The sequence below is a fragment of the Streptomyces sp. NPDC054796 genome (genome assembly GCF_053611545.1).
Map to the genome: position 1 here is coordinate 1 of NZ_JBSHAO010000014.1, position 18,649 is coordinate 18,649.

Here is an 18,649-nt window from a genome sequence, read left to right on the forward strand (position 1 = left end):
CCCGGGAGCTTGTGCTCCCGGGCCCGGCCCTTGTCGTGGCTCACGCAGCCTCAGCCGCGCCCCGTGAGGGGAATCAGTTGTCGTCCTCGTCGATGAGGAAGCCCCGCATCGGCGAAGGCGCCTGCTGCGTCGGCTGGGGCCCGCCCTGGGGGCGGACCGGGGCCATGGGCTGGGTCATCGCCGGGGACATCTGCTGCTGGCCGCCGCCGTACGACTGGCCACCGCCCTGCGTGTGACCGCCGTTGGCCGGACCACCGTGACCGCCCATGGTGTGGTTGTTGCCACCCATGGACTGGTGGCCGCCACCCATCCCGGCGGAGGCACCCGCACCGGCGGGCGCACCGGCCGAGGCCATCGAGGGGGACGGCGGCAGCGAGGCCGTGGCGGGAGTACGCGGCGGGGCGAGCGAGTCGTCCGCCTGGTTCTCCAGCTGACGGAGCTGGCTCTCCAGGTACGACTTCAGACGCGTGCGGTACTCACGCTCGAAGCCGCGCAGGTCCTCGACCTTCCGCTCAAGAGTCGCCCGCGCGGACTCCAGGGAGCCCATCGCGACGCGGTGCTTCTCCTGCGCGTCCCGCTCCAGCGCGTCGGCCTTGGCACGGGCGTCCCGCTCCAGACCCTCGGCGCGGCTGCGGGCCTCGCCGACGATCTTGTTGGCCTCGGAACGGGCCTCCGCGATGGCCTGGTCGGCGGTCTGCTGGGCAAGCGACAGGACGCGCGCGGCGCTGTCGTTGTTCTGCCCGCCGCCACCCGGCATCTGGAGCTGTCCACCGGGGCCGCCGGGACCGCCCGGGCCGCCCATGGGGCCGCCCTGCTGCTGGGGACCGGGGCCCTGCGGACCGCCGGGGCCCTGGGGACCGTGACCCATCGGGCCCGGGCCCTGGGGGCCGCCGGGACCGGAGGGAAGCTGCGGCTGGCCGCCGGGCAACTGGGGCGGGCCACCCATGGGACCGCCGGGGCCACCGGGACCGCCCTGCTGCTGGCCGGGCTGCCCGTGCTGACCGGGCGGCACAGGCTGCGGTCCCGATATGGCGGCGGGGACGGGGGCCCCGCCCTGCCGGTCCTGCGGTTCCTGCTTGCGCATACCGCCCTGCTGCTGGTTCTGCGCGGCGGCACGGGTGGCCGCGGCCAGTTTGGCGCGCAGATCCTCGTTCTCACGCAGCAAGCGCGTCAGTTCGGCTTCGACCTCATCGAGGAAGGCATCGACCTCGTCCTCGTCATAGCCTTCTCGGAGGCGGACGGTCGTGAACTGCTTGTTCCGCACGTCCTCGGGGGTCAGTGGCATCTCTTCACCTCAACGTAAGTCGTCGGCATATCGGCAAGACCATTTCGATCGTTCACAGCCCGGCCACGACGTTGATCAGGATGTAGACGATGATCATGAGCACGAAGAAGGACAGGTCGAGCGCCACGCCCCCGAAGCGCAGCGGCGGGATGAACCGCCGCAGAAGCTTGAGTGGCGGATCGGTGACAGTGTAGGTGGCCTCCAGAACGACCACCATCGCCTTGCCGGGTTGCCATGAGCGGGCGAACTGGAAGACGTAGTCCATCACCAGCCGGAAGATCAGCACGAGCATGAAGCAGTACAGCGCGATTTGGACCACGTCGAATGCGGTTCTCATCTGCGCTGCCCTCTCCCCTTGCCTGTTGGCTCTCGTGCGGCCTCACGGCCCGTTCCCTTGATCCTGCGTCCTGCGTCTCAGCTCTGGTTGAAGAACCCGCCCTCTGCGATGCGGGCCTTGTCCTCCGCCGTGACATCGACGTTAGCAGGAGACAGCAGGAACACCTTCTGCGTCACGCGCTCGATGCTGCCATGCAAACCGAAGACTAGACCGGCCGCGAAGTCGACAAGTCGCTTCGCGTCTGTGTCATCCATCTCGGTGAGATTCATGATCACCGGCGTGCCCTCGCGGAAGTGTTCCCCGATGGTACGGGCCTCGTTGTAGGTCCGGGGGTGAAGTGTGGTGATCCGGTACGGCTCCCGTTCGGACACGACCTTGGGCATGATCACCGGTGCGCTCTTCTCCAGATTCTGGCGTTCAGGTGTGATGGATGACACGGGAGCAATTCTCCCGGATCGTCCGCTTTCTGTAGCTGCCGCCGGGGGCGGCGACGGCTCGCGCTCCCGCTGAGCCGGGGGGTGCATGACCCTCACGGACTCGTCGGGCTCGGTCTTTTGCAGGGAGTGATGTGACTGGTGCGGTTCATGCCGCCGACGGTCCCGCTCGGGCTCAGGCTCGGGCTCGAACTCGTCGTCGGGGTCAAACCCCGGGCCGTCGTACCCATCGTCCTCCACGAGGCCGAGGTAGACCGCCATCTTGCGCATAGCGCCGGCCATTCTCTGCGTCCTCCGCTCTGTGGTGGGTCCCAGCCTCCGTCGGGAAAACCCCAGACTCCGTCACCGGTGGCCTTGGATCCACGCGGCCTCTCCGCCCGGTCTGCCGGACCGACGGAAATGACCATATTTTCTGCTGTGGTCCGACTTGCTTCGCGACGTTACCGGAGCCGGGGTCGGTCTCCGAGTACCGCACTGCCGACACGTACATGTGTCGCACCGGCAGCCACCGCCTCTTCGAGATCCGCACTCATCCCTGCTGACACCATGTTCGCAGCAGGATGCGCCGCTCGCAGGCCGCTTGAGATTTCCCTCAGCCGCTCGAAGGCGGACCCCGGACGGCCCGCGTAGGGCCCCTCCAGGGGCGCCACGGTCATCAGGCCCGCGAGCCGCAGCCCGTCGGCCTCCGCCACGGCGTCGGCCAGCCCCTCCACCGCGTCGGGGGCCACACCGCCCCTGCTGCCCAGGGAGCCTGACGGGGCGTCGAGCGCGACCTGGATCAGGCAGCCCAGCTCGCGCCCCGCACGCCCGGCCGCGCCCGCGAGCGAGGTCACAAGACGGGGCCTGTCCACGGAGTGGACGAAGTCGGCGTAACCGGCCACGGAACGGGCCTTGTTCGTCTGGAGCTGGCCGACGAAGTGCCACCGGAGCCCGAGACCGGCGCACTCGGCCGCCTTGGGAGCCGCGTCCTGGTCCCGGTTCTCCGCGACGTGCGTGACCCCCAGCTCGGCCAGCAGCCGCACATCGCTCGCGGGGTAGGTCTTGGTGACCACGATCAGTGTGACGTCACCGGGTTCGCGCCCCGCCGCGACACATGCGCCGTCGATGCGCTGCTCCACTCGGGCGAGGTTCTCGGCGAGTTCGGCCTTACGGGCCGTGAGATCCGTCATGGCTCAGCTCGCCTCCCACCACACGTAGCTCGCGAGGCGTCCCGTCGTCTTCTCCCTGCGGTACGAGAAGTGGTCCTCGGACTCCAGCGTGCAAACGGAAGACTGTTCCCATCTTGTGACGCCCAGCGCCGTGAGCTGAGCCCGTACGCCCGCGGGGGTGTCGATCGCGGGAGTGCCCCAGCTCGTAGTGGCGTACGCCTCCGGGACGACGGCGGCGACCTCGTCGCGCATCCGCTCCGGCACCTCGTAGCAGCGCCCGCAGACAGCGGGCCCCGTTCGGGCGAGCATGCGCTCCGGACGGGCACCGAGCCGTGTCATCGCCTCGACGGCGGCGGGGACCACTCCGGCGACCAGCCCTGGCCGCCCGGCGTGCGCGGCGCCGACGACGCCCGCGACGGGGTCGGCCAGCAGCACCGGCGTGCAGTCGGCGGTGAGGACGGCGAGGGCCAGGCCCTCACGGGCCGTCACCACCGCGTCCACGGGGGGCGCTTCCGCACCCTCCGCCGTCTCCCAGGGTCCTTCGACCTCGGCGACGTCGCGGCCGTGCACCTGGTTCATCCAGACCACGCCGCCCGGGTCAAGGCCGAGTTCCTTGGCCGCGCGCTCGCGGTTGGTCCGTACGGCCTCCGGGTCGTCGCCGACCGCGCCGCCGAGATTGAGTGCCGCATACGGAACGGCGCTCACCCCGCCCCACCTGTCGGTGAAGGCGAAGTGCGCGCCGCTCGCTGTGTCGTGTCGCGCTATCACTTCAAGAAGTCCGGCACATCCAGCTCCTCGGCCTGGCCGTCGGTGTACGGACGGGCCGGCGGGACCTGCGGGGCGCCGGTCGGGGGCGGCGGGACCTCGCTGACCGGGGAGGGCTCGGGCGCCGGGGCCGGCGGGGGCTCCTCCTCACGGGTGACGGAGCCGAGGCCGCCGAACGAGGGGCGCTCGCCGTCGCTCTCGGGCGCGGAGTAGGAGGACGAGGAGGCCGGCGCTGCCTCCTCCCTGCTGCTGTGCGAACCGAGCGCCTTCTCGCGGTTCTTGGACGGGGGCTGCCCGCCGTCGAACCCGGCCGCGATGACGGTGACCCTGACCTCGTCGCCGAGCGCGTCGTCGATGACGGCGCCGAAGATGATGTTGGCCTCGGGGTGTGCGGCCTCGCTCACGAGCTGGGCGGCCTCGTTGATCTCGAAGAGACCGAGGTCGGAACCGCCGGAGATGGAGAGCAGTACGCCCCGCGCGCCGTCGATGGACGCCTCCAGGAGTGGCGAGGAGATCGCCATCTCCGCGGCGGCGACGGCGCGGTCGTCCCCGCGTGCCGAGCCGATGCCCATCAGCGCGGAGCCCGCCTCGGACATCACGGACTTGACGTCGGCGAAGTCCAGGTTGATGAGCCCCGGGGTGGTGATGAGGTCGGTGATGCCCTGGACGCCGGACAGCAGCACCTGGTCGGCCGACTTGAAGGCGTCGAGCACGCTGACCTGGCGGTCCGAGATGGACAGCAGCCGGTCGTTGGGGATGACGATGAGGGTGTCGACCTCGTCGCGCAGCCCCGCGATGCCGTCCTCCGCCTGGTTGGCGCGGCGGCGGCCCTCGAAGGTGAAGGGGCGGGTCACGACGCCGATCGTCAGGGCGCCGAGCGAGCGGGCGATGTTCGCGACGACGGGGGCGCCACCGGTGCCGGTGCCGCCGCCCTCGCCCGCGGTCACGAAGACCATGTCGGCCCCCTTGAGGACCTCCTCGATCTCCTCACGGTGGTCCTCTGCGGCCTTGCGGCCGACATCGGGGTTGGCGCCCGCGCCGAGGCCGCGAGTCAGCTCGCGGCCCACGTCGAGCTTGACGTCGGCGTCGCTCATCAACAGGGCTTGCGCATCGGTGTTGATCGCGATGAACTCGACGCCCTTGAGACCGACCTCGATCATCCGGTTGATGGCATTCACGCCACCGCCGCCAATGCCGACGACCTTGATGACTGCGAGGTAGTTCTGCGGTGCTGCCACGTCGAAGGCCTCTCGCCTCGAGTTACGTATCCCTGTGGGGCGGTCCGAACGCCGACCCGAACCCTAAGCGTGAAGTTTAGGGTTACCAGTGCCTGTCTTCCTTGGACTCTTAGGAACGGACACTAAGTCGACAAGTGGTGGGTGTTCAACGAACACGCCGAACCTCCCGTTTTTCTTTTCACCCTATGTGATCAGGCCCTGAGCCGGTGATCCAGGGTGCTGGCCTGCGCTGACGTCCGTCAACCGACAAGACCGCACCATACGCGGCTGAGCCGGACCTGTGTGGACCCCCGCCGGGAGTACGGAGGTTATCCCCCAGGTGTACGCACAGTCCCGCGAGAACAGGCCAACCCGGCGCCGAAGCCGACCCTGGCCTGCACGGACGTCTTCTCAACTTCCGGAAGCCGCGGGCGCGCTGGGAACGCTCACATCGAAGTGCCGGGCCTCTTTCGCGGCTTTCATGAGGGCCGTCAGAGTCTTCGCCTTCGCCTCGCCGCGTTCGGCGCTTCCCCACAGAACGGTGCGTCCGCCCTTCAACTGGAGGGTGATGGCGTCATACGAACGGACGCGGATGACGCGCGTGTCGCGGTGCACGGATTCGGGGAGAGCCGCCGCCGCCTTCACGGCTTCCTTGCGGAGCCGGGTCGCTCCGAAGTGCCGCAGTGAGGGTGACTTCGCCACTTCCATGTCCAGAAGCGGAACCCCCTTGGGGGGCTTGGGCACTGTGGCGAATCGCACGCCTTCGGCGTCCACTTCGACGTATTTTCCGGCCTTTTTCAAGGCCAGTTCGGGCTTCCTTTCTGTCACTTTCAGCCCGATCCCGTGCGGCCATGCCCGTACGACGTCCGCCTCGGCGATCCGCGGAAGGCGCTTCTCCAGCCTCCGCTCGACGGCGGCCCTGTCGACGGAGATCACGGGCGCGCCGAGGGGCACGTCGGCCGCGGCCCTGACCTGCCGCTCCGTCAGGACCCGCGTGCCGTCCACGCCGACGCGCTCCACCCTGAGCCAGTCGGAGCCGTAGAGCGCCCAGACCCCGAAGCCGCTCAGCGCGAGCGCGAGGACGAGCAGCAGGACCAGCGCGCGGCGGCCTGGCAGCCGCAGCCGGCGGCCCCCCGGCAGGCGCAGCCGGCGCGGCGCCCGCTGTACGGACGGGGCCCGGCCGGGTTCCGACGGGGGGCGCGCCGGGGGCGCGCCTTCGCCCTCGCGCCGGCGCTGGCGCCGGTCGGCGGTCTTCGTCGGTCCGGCCACGCTTCCCTGCCTTCTCTCAGGCTCCCCGGCGTGCCGCGATTGCCTCGTGCACCATGCCGACGAGCAGCTCGTCCGCGTCCCGGCGGCCGAACTCGGCCGCCGCACGCGCCATGTCGTGCAGCCGGTGCGGGTCGGCGAGGATCGGGAGCACGTTGCTCTGGATCCACTCCGGGGTCAGCTCGGCGTCGTCGACGAGCAGTCCGCCGCCCGCCTTGACGACCGGCTGGGCGTTCAGCCGCTGTTCGCCGTTGCCGATGGGCAGCGGGACGTAGGCGGCGGGCAGCCCGACGGCCGACAGCTCCGCGACGGTCATCGCGCCCGCTCGGCAGAGCATCATGTCCGCCGCCGCGTACGCGAGGTCCATCCGGTCCACATACGGTACCGGCACATACGGCGGCATTCCGGGCATGTTGTCGATCTGCGGCAGTTCGTTCTTCGGGCCCACCGCGTGCAGGATCTGGATGCTGGCGCGCTGGAGGTGCGGCACGGCCTGCTGCACGACCTCGTTCAGCCGCCGCGCGCCCTGGGAGCCGCCCGTGACGAGCAGCGTCGGCAGATTGGCGTCGAGCCCGAAGGCGGCCCTCGCCTCCGGCCTGGCCGCGGCGCGGTCCAGGGTGGCGATGTTGCGGCGCAGCGGGATGCCGACGTAGCGCGCGTTGCGCAGCTTGTTGTCCGGGGTCGAGACGGCGACGTGGCGTGTGTAGCGCGAGCCGATCTTGTTGGCCAGCCCCGGCCGGGCATTGGCCTCGTGCACGACGATGGGGACGCCGAGCCGCTTGGCCGCCAGGTAGGCGGGGAGGGCGACGTAGCCGCCGAAGCCGACGACGCAGTCCGCCTTGGTGCGCTCCAGTACCTGCTCGGTGGCCTTGATCGTGCCGCGCAGCCGCCCCGGCACGGTGATCAGTTCCGGGGTGGGTTTGCGCGGCAGGGGCACGGCCGGGATCAGCTCCAGCTCGTAGCCACGCTCGGGCACGAGCCGGGTCTCAAGGCCGCGCTCCGTGCCGAGGGCCGTGATCCCCACGGTCGGGTCCTGCCTGCGCAGGGCGTCCGCGAGGGCGAGCGCGGGCTCGATGTGGCCGGCGGTCCCCCCACCGGCGAGTACGACGTGCACCCTAATTCACCGCTCTCCGGACGGCGGCCTTCCGGCTCGCCGTCTCATCGTTATCCATCTCACCCCTGCCAGCCTTTTCCGCAGAACAGGCTGCCGCATGTCCAGTGCCGCCCGCGCCGCCGGGTCGCTGCGCGCGAAGGCGATCAGCAGCCCGATGGCGAACATCGTCGGCAGCAGGGCCGAGCCTCCGTAGGAGAACAGCGGGAGCGGGACACCGGCGATCGGCAGCAGGCCGAGCACCGCACCGATGTTGACCACGGCCTGCGCCGTGATCCAGGTGGTCACGCCTCCCGCGGCATACCTCACGAAGGGCTCCTCCGTGCGTCCGGCCACGCGGATACCCGCATAGCCTAGAGCCGCGAAGAGGGCGAGCACCGACAGCGTCCCCGCGAGACCGAGTTCCTCCCCTGTCACGGCGAAGATGAAGTCGGTGTGCGGTTCGGGGAGTTGACCCCATTTTTCCACACTGGCACCGAGGCCCGAACCGAACCAGCCGCCTGAGGCCAGTGCGTAGATCCCGTGCACCGCCTGCCAGCACTGGTCCCCTGGCCCCGGGTCCGTCGCGCCGATACAGGCCAGGCGCGCCATGCGGTTGGGGCTGGTCCTGATGAGGAGCGCGCCGACGGCCAGCGCCGCCAGCAGCACCCCGGTGAAGAGCCGGGTGGGCGCTCCGGCCAGCCACAGCAGACCGAAGAGGACGGCCGTGAGAATGATCGCAGTGCCCATGTCGCCGCCGAGCATGATCAGCCCGAGCAGCAGGAAGGTCACCGGTACGAGCGGTACCAGCAGGTGCTTCCACTGGGTCAGCAGCCGCTTGTCGCTCTTGCGGGCCAGCAGGTCGGCGCCCCAGAGCACGAGCGCCAGCTTGGCGAACTCGCTGGGCTGGAGCTGGAAGGGGCCGCCGAGGTAGATCCAGTTCTGGTTGCCGTTCACCGCGCGCCCTATCCCCGGCACCTGGACCAGGCACATCAGGAACACGGAGGCGACGAGCAGCGGATAGGCGAGCGCCCTGTGCAGCTTGAGCGGCATCCGCGAGGCCAGGAGCAGCAGGACCGTGCCGAGTGCGGCGGCGACGAGCTGCTTGCTGAAGAAGTACGTGGAGGACAGCCCGGACTGGAGCGCCTGGATCTGGGAGGCCGAGAAGACCATCACCAGGCCGAGCACGGTGATGAGGAGGCTGCCGCCGAGGATCAGGTAGTACGCGGTGAGGGGCCGGTCCCAGGCGCGCCTGGCCCGGTCGTAGAGCCGCCGCACTCCGGCGCCGTGCCGGGTGCCGCCCTCGGCGGGGCCGCGGGGCTGCTTTACGCGGGGCGGCTTGCGGGGCGCGGGCGCGGAGGTGCGGGGGCGCGAGGAGGAACCGCCTCGCGCGGAGGAGGAGCCGGAACCGCCCGAGCGCGGCCCGCTCCCCTTCGCCGGGGCCGCTCCCCTGGAGCGCTGGGCCTCGCGCAGGAGCGGCGTGGGCGCGGTGCCGTCGGGTTCGGACGTCATCTGACGCATCCCCTCCTGGTCCCCTGGCACGGTCCATGGGGACCGGCGGGCTACTCCTCGTTGTCCGTACGGGTCGTACGGGCGGCGGGCAGTTCGCGCACTGCGGCGGCGAAGGCGTCGCCGCGTGCCTTGTAGTTGACGAACATGTCCATCGACGCGCAGGCGGGTGCCATCAGGACCGTATCGCCCGGCCTGGCCAGGCGGGCCGCTTCCGCGACCGCCGCCGCCATCGCCCCAGTGTCGGTCCGGTCGAGGTCCACCACGGGCACATCCGGGGCGTGTCGCGCCAGGGCTTCCCGGATGAGGCGGCGGTCCGCGCCGATGAGGACGGCCGCCCTGAGCCGCTTCGCCGACGCCTTGACGAGGTCGTCGAAGGCGGCACCCTTCGCCAGGCCGCCCGCGATCCAGACGATGGGGTCGTAGGCCGCGAGGGACGCCTCGGTGGCGTGCGTGTTGGTGGCCTTGGAGTCGTCCACGTAGGCGACGCCGTCCACGTCGGCGACGTGCTCGATGCGGTGCGCGTCGGGCCGGAAGGCGCGCAGCCCGTCCCGTACGGCAGCGGGCGCCACGCCGTAGGCGCGGGCCAGGGCAGCCGCCGCGAGGGCGTTGGCGATGTTGTGGGGCGCGGCGGGCGTGACGTCGCCGACCTCGGCCAGCTCCTGCGCCCGCTGCTGCCGGTCCTCGACGAACGCGCGGTCCACGAGGATGCCGTCCACCACGCCCAGTTCCCCGGGCCGCGGACTGGCCAGGGTGAAGCCGATGGCGCGGCAGCCCTCCACGACGTCGGCCTCGCGCACCAGCCGTTCGGTGACCGGGTCGGCCGCGTTGTAGACGCAGGCGACCTGGTTGCCCTCGTAGACGCGGCCCTTGTCGGCGGCGTACGCCTCCATCGAGCCGTGCCAGTCCAGGTGGTCGGGCGCGAGGTTGAGGACGGCCGCCGAGTGGGCGCGGACGCTGGGGGCCCAGTGGAGCTGGTAGCTGGACAGCTCGACGGCGAGGACGTCGTACTCCTCGTCGCCGAGTACCGCGTCCACCAGGGAGACGCCGATGTTGCCGACGGCCGCCGTGCGCAGGCCCGCCGCCTCCAGGATGGCGGCGAGCATCTGGACGGTGGTCGTCTTGCCGTTGGTGCCGGTGACCGCCAGCCAGGGCGCCGGGGTGCGCCCCGTGACGCCGCGCAGCCGCCAGGCCAGCTCCACGTCGCCCCATACGGGCACGCCCGCCGCGTCGGCGGCCAGGAAGAGGGGGCTGTCGGGCTTGAAGCCGGGGTTGGTGACGATGAGCTGGGCGCCCTCGGGGAGGGTGCGGTCGTCGCCGAGGCGGACCGTGATGCCCAGCTCCTCCAGCTCGGCGGCCTGGGCGCGCGGCCCGTCACCGTCGCCGCCGTTGACGACGGTGACCTTGGCGCCGAAGCGGTGCAGGGCCTTGGCCGCGGGTACGCCGCTGACGCCGAGGCCGGCCACAGTGACGTTACGCCCCGCCAGCTCGTCCCGGATATCAGGGATGTCCCGGATGCCGTGCGTCTCGTCGGTGCTCAATTGGTGGCCGCCCACCCGGCGTAGAAGATGCCGACACCGACGATGGCGCACATGCCCTGGATGATCCAGAAGCGGACCACGACAAGGACCTCGGACCACCCCTTCAGCTCGAAGTGGTGCTGGAGCGGCGCCATCTTGAAGACGCGCTTGCCGGTGAGCCGGAAGGAGCCGACCTGGATGACCACGGACATGGTGATCAGCACGAAGAGGCCGCCGAGGACGGCGAGCAGCAGCTCCGTACGGGAGCAGATCGCGAGCCCGGCGAGCGCGCCGCCCAGCGCCAGCGAGCCGGTGTCGCCCATGAAGACCTTGGCGGGCGAGGTGTTCCACCACAGGAAGCCGAAGCAGGCGCCCATGAGCGCGGCGGCGACGACGGCGAGGTCGAGCGGATCGCGTACCTCGTAGCAGCCCGCGCCCGCGGTGAGCGTGTTGGCGCAGGACTCCTGGTACTCCCAGATGCAGATGAAGACGTAGGCACCGAAGACCATCACCGAGGCGCCGGTGGCGAGGCCGTCGAGGCCGTCGGTGAGGTTCACGCCGTTCGACATCGCCAGGATCATGAACAGCGCCCACACCACGAAGAGCACCGGGCCGATGGACCAGCCGAAGTCCTGGGTGAAGGAGAGCTTCGTGGAGGCGGGGGTCTGGCCCCGCGCGTCGGCGAAGTTCAGCGAGAGCACCGCGAAGGCGATGCCGACGATGAGCTGGCCCGACATCTTCGCCTTGGCGCGGAGGCCGAGGCTGCGCTGCTTGACGATCTTGATGTAGTCGTCGAGGAAGCCGACGAGGCCCATGCCCGCGAAGAGGAAGAGCACCAGCACGCCGGAGAAGGTGGGCTGGTTCCCGGTGAGCAGCTTCGTCAGCGCGTACGCGAACAGCGTCGCCAGGATGAAGGCGATGCCGCCCATCGTGGGCGTGCCGCGCTTGCTGTGGTGGTCCCGGGGGCCGTCGTCGCGGATGAACTGCCCGTAGCCCTTGGTGGCGAGCAGTTTGATCAGCAGCGGGGTCCCGATGAGGGACAGGAAGAGTCCGATGACTCCGGAGAAGAGGATTTGCCTCATCGGGCGGCGACCTCTCCCTCGTCGCTGTCCAGCAGCGCGTTCGCGACGCGCTCCAGACCGACCGAACGGGAAGCCTTCACCAGTACGACATCCCCCGGGCGCAGTTCTGCCCGCAGCAGGTCGACCGCCGCCTCAGCGTCGGACACGTGCACCGACTCCTCACCCCACGAACCCTCGTTCTTGGCACCCATGTCGAGCCAGCCGGCCTCCCGGCCGCCGACCGCCACGAGCTTGCTGACGTTGAGCCGGACGGCCAGCCGTCCGACCGCGTCGTGCTCGGCGAGCGCCTCGTCGCCCAGCTCGGCCATCTCGCCCAGCACCGCCCAGGTGCGCCGCCCCGAGCCCATCGCGGCCAGCGCGCGCAGCGCGGCCCGAGTGGAGTCCGGGTTGGCGTTGTAGGCGTCGTTGACGACCGTGACGCCGTCGGCGCGCTCGGTGACCTCCATGCGCCAGCGGGAGAGCGTGCCCGCTTCGGAGAGCGCTTCCGCGATCTCCCCGGCGGGCATGCCCAGTTCGTGGGCGACGGCGGCAGCGGCGAGCGCGTTCGACACGTGGTGCTCACCGTACAGCCGCATGGTCACGTCACCGCACCCGGTGGGTGTGTGAAGGGTGAAGGCGGGCTGTCCGCTCCCGGTGAGCCGGACGTTCTCGGCGCGTACGGCCGCGTCGGCCGCCTCGCCGAAGAGCACGACGCGGGCACGGGTGCGCGGTGCCATGGCGCGTACCAGCGGGTCGTCGGCGTTGAGCACGGCGACGCCGTCGGGCGGCAGCACCTCCACCAGCTCGCCCTTGGCCTCGGCGATCTGCTCGCGTCCGCCGAACTCCCCGATGTGCGCGGTGCCGACGTTCAGCACGACGCTGATGCGGGGCGGGGTGAGCCCCGCGAGGTAGCGGATGTGGCCGATGCCGCGGGCGCCCATCTCCAGCACGAGGTGACGGGTGTTCCGGTCGGCGCGCAGCGCGGTGAGCGGCAGCCCGATCTCGTTGTTGAAGGAGCCGGGCGGCCAGACCGTGGGACCGATGCGCTCCAGCAGCTGGGCGATGAGGTCCTTGGTGCTGGTCTTGCCCGCCGAGCCCGTGAGCGCCACGACCTCAGTGCCCAGCGCCTCGGTGGTGTGCCGGGCGAGGGCGCCGAGGGCCGCGGTCACGTCGTCGACGACGATAGCGGGCACCCCGACGGGGCGGGTGGCGAGCACGGCTGTGGCACCGGCCTCGACGGCGGTGTGCGCGTAGTCGTGGCCGTCGACGCGTTCTCCCGCGAAGGCGGCGAAGAGGCTGCCGGGGGCCACTTCCCTTGAGTCGATGACGACGGGCCCGGTGACCTGGGCTTCAGGATCCGGTATGTCGTACTGCTGTCCGGAGACGACAGCGGCGATGTCGGCGAGTGAGAGGGGGATCATCGGTCTCAGGCGTCTGTCCGGTGGTCAGGGGTGCTGTGCGGGGCGTCGCCGAGCCGCTTGTGCTCGATGGCGTCCCGCAGCACCCGCTTGTCGTCGAAGGGGCGTACCACTCCGGCGATGTCCTGGCCCTGCTCGTGGCCCTTGCCCAGGACGAGCACGGTGTCTCCGGGCTCGGCTCGGGCGACGGCCGCTGCGATCGCGGCTGCCCGGTCCTCTTCGACCAGGACGGTGCCGCGCTCGTAGGCGGGCACCTCGGCGGCGCCCGCGAGCATGGTGGCGAGGATCGCGAGGGGGTCCTCGGAGCGGGGGTTGTCTGAGGTCAGCACGGCGGTGTCGGAGAGCCGTGCCAGCGCGGACCCCATGGCGGTGCGTTTGTGCGGATCGCGGTCACCGCCGCAGCCGAGCACGGCGTGCACGCTGCCTTCGGTGACCTTGCGGATGGCGTAGAGGACGGACTCGACGGCGTCGGGCTTGTGCGCGTAGTCGACGACGGCGAGGTAGTCCTGACCGGCGTCGACGCGCTCCAGGCGGCCCGGGACGCCGGGTACGGCCGCGACGCCGTCGGCCGCGGTCTGCGGGTCGATGCCGGCGGAGACCAGGGCCACGATGGCGGCGAGCGCGTTGGCGACGTTGAACGGGCCCGGCAGCGGCGCCGCTGCCCGCACGCTCTCGCCCTTGGGCCCGACGGCGGTGAAGACCGAGCCGAGCGGGCCCACCTCCACGTCCGAGGCACGCCAGTCGGCGTCGGGGTGGCCCTCGGCCGAGAAGGTGGTGACGGGGACCTCGGACTCGCTGATCAGGCGGTAGCCGTACTCGTCGTCGAAGTTGACGACACCGGCCCGCGAGCGGGCCGTGGTGAAGAGCTGCCGCTTGGCCTGGAAGTAGTCCTCCATGTCCGGGTGGAAGTCCAGGTGCTCGGGGCTGAGGTTGTTGAAGACGGCGATGTCGAAGACACAGCCGTCGACCCGCCCGAGCACCAGCGCGTGGCTGGAGACCTCCATGGCCACCGAGGTGACCCCGCGCTCGCGCATCACGGCGAACAGTGCCTGGAGTTCGGTGGCCTCGGGGGTGGTGCGCTCGGACTTGACGCGCTCGTCGCCGATGCGGGACTCGACGGTGCCGATCAGCCCGGTGAGCCCCCCGTCCTTCTCCTCCGCCTTACGGAGCCCGCCGTCGATCAGATAGGCGGTGGTGGTCTTGCCCGAGGTGCCGGTGATGCCGATCTGGAGGAGGTCCTTGCCCGGCTCGCCGTAGACGGTGGCGGCGAGTGCGCCCATCCGGCCGCGCGGGTCCGGCACGGTCAGCACCGGGAGCCCCGTCGCCGCGGCCCGCTCGGTGCCCGCGGGGTCGGTCAGCACCGCGACGGCGCCCAGGCCGGCGGCCTGGGTGGCGAAGTCGGCACCGTGGAAGCGGGCGCCGGGGAGCGCGGCGTAGATGTCCCCGGGGCGTACCGCACGCGAGTCGTGGGTGATGCCGGTCGCGGCGGCGTCGCCCCCGGGTGCCTCCGCACCCAACTGCCGGGCCAGCTCCGCGAGCGGAACCGGGCGCACATGTGTGGGGCGGGGCGGACCTGGGTAACTCTGATCAGCTTGTGGCACGGCGGTGAGCGTACCGGGCGGACCGGGCGTGCCGCGAAGCGAGGGGCGCGCCGCGTCTGGATCGTCCTGGTGGTTGCACTGATCGCTAGTGATCGTTCTCACGCGGTTGGCTTCCGTTCACTTCCGTCAGTCGGCGGACCCGGCGAGGACCGGGAGTCTGGCGGGATCGGCGCCGGTCGGCGGGATCTGGAGGGACTTGAGGGCGAACTTCATGACCTGCTTGTAGACGGGGCCGCACACGTCGCTGCCGAAGTAGCTCCCCTTCCTCGGGTTCTGCACGGCGCAGTACACGGTCACCCGGGGCTTGTCGGCGGGCGCGAAGCCCGCGAAGGAGGACGTGTAGCCGTTGTACCTTCCCGTCTCAGGGTCCACCCGGTTGGCCGTGCCGGTCTTTCCCCCGACCCGGTAACCGGGGATCTTCGCGACGATGCCGGTGCCCTCCATGTCGTCGACGACGGATTCGAGCATCCGGGCGAGCGTCTTGGCCGTCTTCTCGCTGACGACGCGGGTCTTCTTCGCCTCCGGCGCCGCCGAGTAGCGGCCGTCGGGCCCGGTCTTTCCGCGCACGAGGCTGGGCTCGGTACGGACGCCGCCGTTGGCGATCGTGGAGTAGATGGAGGCCGCCTGGACGGCGTTGAGGGACAGGCCCTGGCCGAAGGGGATCGTGTACTGCTGCGACGCGCTCCACTTGTCCGGCTTCGCCAGCAGCCCGTCGGTCTCGCCGGGGAGGCCGAGTCCGGTGGGGCTGCCCATGCCGAACTTCCGCAGATAGCCGTAGAGGACCTCGTTGGCCTCCTTCTGCGTCTTGCCGAGCTGCTCGGTGGCGAGGATGGTGCCGATGTTGCTGGACTTGGCGAGCACCCCGTTGAGCGTGAGGTGCCAGGTGGGGTGGTCGACGTCGTCGGCGAAGGAGCGGTCGGCGCGCTTGAGCCGGTTGGGCACGGTCACCGCGGTGGCCGGGGTGGCCTTGCCCTCCTCCAGCACGGCTGCCATCGACATCAGCTTGCTGGTGGAGCCGGGCTCGAACGCGTCCTGGACGGCCGCGTTGCCCAGCGCGTCCCCGTCGGCGCCTGACAGGTCGTTGGGGTCAAAACTGGGAGCGTTGGCCATGGCCAGCAGCTCGCCCGTACGGGTGTCCTGGACGATGACGTAGCCGCGGTCGGCCTTGGACTTCTCGACCTGTTCGGTGATGGCCTGCTGCGCCGACCACTGGATGTCGCGGTCGAGGGTGAGGTCTATGTCGGAGCCCGGCTTGGCCGGTTGCTCCTGGACCCCGGCCGTGGGGACCTGACGGCCGCCCGACTGCGCGTAGGTGATCTTGCCGTCGCGGCCCGCCAGCTCCTTGTCGAGCTTGGCCTCGATGCCCGCGCCGCCCTTGCCCTCGGAGTTGACGAAGCCGAGCACGGAAGAAGCCAGCTCCTTGTTGGGGTAGACGCGTTTGGCGTGCTTCTCCTGGTAGACCCCGGCGAGCACGTTCGCGCCCTCCTTCTGGGCCGCCTTGTCGGCGAGGCCGGCCTTCAGCTCCTTGATCTTCCGCCACGCCTGGGGGGTCTGCTGGCGGGCGAGCAGGACATAGCGGGTCTTCTTCCGCTCCAGCTTCGCGGTCAGCTCCGCCTCGTCCTCGCCGACGATCGGCGCGAGCAGCGCCGCCGCCTTGGCGGGGGCGTCCTTGACGCCCGTCTGCTTGGGGGTGAAGAGGTAGGGGTCGGCGGTGATGTCGTACGCGTCGACGGTCGTGGCCAGCGCCGTGCCGTCCCGCGAGGAGACGGTGCCGCGCTCGGCCGCGAGCGGGACGGTGAGGTAGCGGTTGACCGCCGCCTTGCCCGCGAACGTGTCGGCGTCGACCGCCTGCACCTGGAGCAGCCGCACCGTGAAGGCCAGCACGACCAGGGTGAGGCCGACCGCGACCAGGCGGAGCCGGGCGCGCGGGTTCGCGAGCCGGATGGATCCGGGCTGTGCGCCGGTGCGCTGGGGCCTGGACCGGGTCTTCGACGCGGGCTTGGGCGGGGCCTTGGAGGTGCCCTTGGCCGCGGGCCGGGGTGCGCTCTTGTCCGAGGGCTGCCGGGTACGGGCGCCGGAACCGGAACCGGACCGCGGGCCAGAAGCGGACCGGGACCCTGAGCTGGAAGCGGAACCGGACCGCGAGCCGGATCCGGAGGCAGAGCCGGAGCCCGGACCCGAGCCCGAACCCGGCGAGGGGCGGGCCGTGCGCCGGGGCCCGCCCGTACGGTCGGCGCGCTCCGTGCCCGCGGGACGCGGCACCCGGCGGGAGTCCGCGCCCTTGGCACGGTCACCCTCGCGGGAGCGGTCGCGGTCGCGGGCCCGGTCGCCGTCGCCGGACCCCGAGGGGCCACGCGCCCGCCCTCGTTCCGGCCCCCGGTCCCGTCCCCTGTCCCGTCCTCGGTCTCCGTCTCGGGAGCGCTCGCTCACGGCTGCTCCTGTCCCGGCTCGCTGGTGGCAGGTTCGGGGCTGCCCTTGACGCTGCCGTCAGGGGCGAGGAAGGCGGGGTTGCCGCCGGGGACGAGGCCCAGCTTCCTGGCGCGCTCCTCCAGCTTCCCCGGCGCCGAGTAGGAGTCGACCTCCTGCTCCAGCGCCTGCTGCTCGTCCGTCAGCTCCTCGGTCTGCTTCTCCAGCTTGCTCAGCTTGAACGAACCCTGGTTGAGCGACGCGTTGAGCAGCAGCAGCGTCAGCAGCCCGGAGCCGAGGATCAGCACGACGAGCAGGACGAACGGCGCACGGGCCGCGGACGAGGTGCCCGTGGACACCATCCCCGCGAGCCGGGCCAGCCGCTGCTGTGCGGTCACGACGACCTCCCCCTTCCGGACGTTCCGCACGCTCGATGCCTTCGGCACGTTCCGCACGCGGGACCGGCGGCACCCGTGGTGCCCGCGTGCGCGGCGCCTCCGACGGCCGCTGCCGCGCCCGTCGCCTCCCGCACATCATCCGTCACGTGGCCTCCCTGACGCGCTTCGCCCCGCGCAGCCGGGCGGGTGCCGCGCGCCGGTTCTCCGCGATCTCTTCCTCGGTGGGAAGTTCGGCACCTCGGGTGAGCAGCTTGAGACGCGGCTGGTACTGCTCCGGCACGACGGGCAGTCCGGCGGGCGCCGTGCTGGCCGCGCCCGCCGCCAGCACCTGCTTGACGAGGCGGTCCTCCAGCGAGTGGTACGAGAGCACCGCGATCCGGCCGCCCACGGCGAGCGCGTCCACCGCCGCCGGCACGGCGCGCTCCAGGACGGACAGTTCGCCGTTGACCTCGATGCGCAGGGCCTGGAACGTGCGCTTGGCCGGGTTGCCGCCGGTGCGCTTGGCCGCCTGCGGCAGCGCGTCGCGGATGACCTCCACGAGGCGGGCGCTGCGGTCGAAGGGCTCCTTGGCGCGCTCCTTCACGACCGCCTCGACGATCCGCTTCGCCTGCTTCTCCTCCCCGTAGGCGCGCAGCAGCCGCACCAGATCGCCCGGCGCGTAGGTGTTGAGGACGTCGGCGGCGCTGATGCCGCGTGTCTGGTCCATCCGCATGTCCAGGGGCGCGTCCTGCGCGTAGGCGAAGCCTCGCTCTGCCTCGTCGAGCTGCATGGAGGAGACGCCGAGGTCGAACAGGACGCCCTGGACGCGCGGGGTGCCGAGCCGGTCGAGGACCTCGGGCAGCTCGTCGTAGACCGCGTGCACGAGGGTGGCGCGGTTCGCGTACGGGGCGAGCCGCTCCCCCGCCAGCCGCAGCGCCTCCGTATCGCGGTCGAGGCCGATGAGCCGGGCCGAGGGGAAGGTGGACAGCAGCGCCTCGCTGTGGCCGCCGAGGCCGAGGGTGCAGTCGACGACGGTCGCCCCCGGCTCGGCGAGCGCGGGCGCGAGCAGGTCCAGGCACCGGCGCAGCATCACGGGGTTGTGCCGGTCGCCGATGGGCCGCTGCTGCTCGTTCGTCGTCATGTGCCCTCTCAAGTCTGGCGGGCACTGCGCACATGCTTCTTGGTCCCCGCCCGCTCGAAGGGGAAGCGTCCGCC

At 71.4% G+C, this 18,649-nt stretch carries 16 protein-coding genes; all 16 read right to left on the reverse strand.

Annotated elements, in window-relative coordinates:
- Positions 1-73: 73 nt before the first annotated feature.
- Positions 74-1,285 (reverse strand): DivIVA domain-containing protein, encoded by a 1,212-nt coding sequence (locus tag ACWGJ2_RS14165; protein WP_453346342.1) that lies wholly within the window; start codon positions 1,283-1,285, stop codon positions 74-76.
- A 52-nt stretch (positions 1,286-1,337) separates the two neighbouring features.
- Positions 1,338-1,622, reverse strand: a complete 285-nt coding sequence (locus tag ACWGJ2_RS14170) for a YggT family protein (protein ID WP_453346343.1) — start codon at positions 1,620-1,622, stop codon at positions 1,338-1,340.
- A gap of 77 nt (positions 1,623-1,699) precedes the next feature.
- Complete coding sequence (locus ACWGJ2_RS14175) at positions 1,700-2,338, reverse strand: cell division protein SepF (protein ID WP_453346344.1); 639 nt, start codon at positions 2,336-2,338, stop codon at positions 1,700-1,702.
- Positions 2,339-2,496: 158 nt separating this feature from the next.
- Positions 2,497-3,225: a YggS family pyridoxal phosphate-dependent enzyme gene (locus tag ACWGJ2_RS14180; RefSeq protein ID WP_453346345.1), complete on the reverse strand. Its 729-nt coding sequence runs from the start codon at positions 3,223-3,225 to the stop codon at positions 2,497-2,499.
- A 3-nt stretch (positions 3,226-3,228) separates the two neighbouring features.
- Complete coding sequence (pgeF, locus tag ACWGJ2_RS14185) at positions 3,229-3,972, reverse strand: peptidoglycan editing factor PgeF (protein WP_453346346.1); 744 nt, start codon at positions 3,970-3,972, stop codon at positions 3,229-3,231.
- Positions 3,969-5,207, reverse strand: coding sequence for a cell division protein FtsZ (gene ftsZ / locus ACWGJ2_RS14190; RefSeq protein WP_453346347.1), 1,239 nt, complete (start codon positions 5,205-5,207; stop codon positions 3,969-3,971). Before ftsZ ends, pgeF begins: the two co-directional genes overlap by 4 nt.
- A 390-nt stretch (positions 5,208-5,597) precedes the next feature.
- Positions 5,598-6,455, reverse strand: a complete 858-nt coding sequence (locus ACWGJ2_RS14195) for a cell division protein FtsQ/DivIB (RefSeq protein WP_453346348.1) — start codon at positions 6,453-6,455, stop codon at positions 5,598-5,600.
- A 16-nt stretch (positions 6,456-6,471) separates the two neighbouring features.
- Positions 6,472-7,566 carry an undecaprenyldiphospho-muramoylpentapeptide beta-N-acetylglucosaminyltransferase gene (gene murG / locus ACWGJ2_RS14200; protein WP_453346349.1) on the reverse strand — a complete coding sequence of 365 codons (1,095 nt, stop codon included), beginning with the start codon at positions 7,564-7,566 and terminating at the stop codon, positions 6,472-6,474.
- A 6-nt stretch (positions 7,567-7,572) separates the two neighbouring features.
- The gene (gene ftsW, locus ACWGJ2_RS14205; RefSeq protein WP_453346350.1) at positions 7,573-9,054 is read right to left on the reverse strand and encodes a putative lipid II flippase FtsW; all 1,482 of its coding nucleotides are present in this window, start codon (positions 9,052-9,054) and stop codon (positions 7,573-7,575) included.
- Positions 9,055-9,104: 50 nt separating this feature from the next.
- Positions 9,105-10,550, reverse strand: a complete 1,446-nt coding sequence (murD, locus tag ACWGJ2_RS14210) for a UDP-N-acetylmuramoyl-L-alanine--D-glutamate ligase (RefSeq protein WP_453346484.1) — start codon at positions 10,548-10,550, stop codon at positions 9,105-9,107.
- Between the two features lie 38 nt (positions 10,551-10,588).
- Positions 10,589-11,653 carry a phospho-N-acetylmuramoyl-pentapeptide-transferase gene (mraY, locus tag ACWGJ2_RS14215; protein ID WP_453346351.1) on the reverse strand — a complete coding sequence of 355 codons (1,065 nt, stop codon included), beginning with the start codon at positions 11,651-11,653 and terminating at the stop codon, positions 10,589-10,591.
- The gene (locus ACWGJ2_RS14220; protein ID WP_453346352.1) at positions 11,650-13,053 is read right to left on the reverse strand and encodes a UDP-N-acetylmuramoyl-tripeptide--D-alanyl-D-alanine ligase; all 1,404 of its coding nucleotides are present in this window, start codon (positions 13,051-13,053) and stop codon (positions 11,650-11,652) included. The genes mraY and ACWGJ2_RS14220 overlap by 4 nt, the downstream gene beginning before the upstream one ends.
- A 5-nt stretch (positions 13,054-13,058) precedes the next feature.
- Positions 13,059-14,753 carry a UDP-N-acetylmuramoyl-L-alanyl-D-glutamate--2,6-diaminopimelate ligase gene (locus ACWGJ2_RS14225; RefSeq protein WP_453346353.1) on the reverse strand — a complete coding sequence of 565 codons (1,695 nt, stop codon included), beginning with the start codon at positions 14,751-14,753 and terminating at the stop codon, positions 13,059-13,061.
- A gap of 24 nt (positions 14,754-14,777) precedes the next feature.
- Positions 14,778-16,913, reverse strand: coding sequence for a peptidoglycan D,D-transpeptidase FtsI family protein (locus ACWGJ2_RS14230; RefSeq protein WP_453346485.1), 2,136 nt, complete (start codon positions 16,911-16,913; stop codon positions 14,778-14,780).
- 164 nt (positions 16,914-17,077) lie between these two features.
- A complete protein-coding gene (locus ACWGJ2_RS14235; protein WP_453346354.1) occupies positions 17,078-17,455 on the reverse strand; it encodes a septum formation initiator family protein in 378 nt (125 codons plus the stop codon).
- 142 nt (positions 17,456-17,597) lie between these two features.
- On the reverse strand, positions 17,598-18,575 hold the full coding sequence (gene rsmH, locus ACWGJ2_RS14240; RefSeq protein ID WP_453346355.1) for a 16S rRNA (cytosine(1402)-N(4))-methyltransferase RsmH: 978 nt from the start codon (positions 18,573-18,575) through the stop codon (positions 17,598-17,600).
- Positions 18,576-18,649: the final 74 nt, after the last annotated feature.

What these genes read in the sequence shown, in the direction of transcription:
- ACWGJ2_RS14165 (WP_453346342.1), bottom strand. Translation starts at nt 1,285, where the DNA reads ATGCCACTGACCCCCGAGGACGTGCGGAACAAGCAGTTCACGACCGTC.
- ACWGJ2_RS14170 (WP_453346343.1), bottom strand. Translation starts at nt 1,622, where the DNA reads ATGAGAACCGCATTCGACGTGGTCCAAATCGCGCTGTACTGCTTCATG.
- ACWGJ2_RS14175 (WP_453346344.1), bottom strand. Translation starts at nt 2,338, where the DNA reads ATGGCCGGCGCTATGCGCAAGATGGCGGTCTACCTCGGCCTCGTGGAG.
- ACWGJ2_RS14180 (WP_453346345.1), bottom strand. Translation starts at nt 3,225, where the DNA reads ATGACGGATCTCACGGCCCGTAAGGCCGAACTCGCCGAGAACCTCGCC.
- ftsW (WP_453346350.1), bottom strand. Translation starts at nt 9,054, where the DNA reads ATGACGTCCGAACCCGACGGCACCGCGCCCACGCCGCTCCTGCGCGAG.
- mraY (WP_453346351.1), bottom strand. Translation starts at nt 11,653, where the DNA reads ATGAGGCAAATCCTCTTCTCCGGAGTCATCGGACTCTTCCTGTCCCTC.
- ACWGJ2_RS14220 (WP_453346352.1), bottom strand. Translation starts at nt 13,053, where the DNA reads ATGATCCCCCTCTCACTCGCCGACATCGCCGCTGTCGTCTCCGGACAG.
- rsmH (WP_453346355.1), bottom strand. Translation starts at nt 18,575, where the DNA reads ATGACGACGAACGAGCAGCAGCGGCCCATCGGCGACCGGCACAACCCC.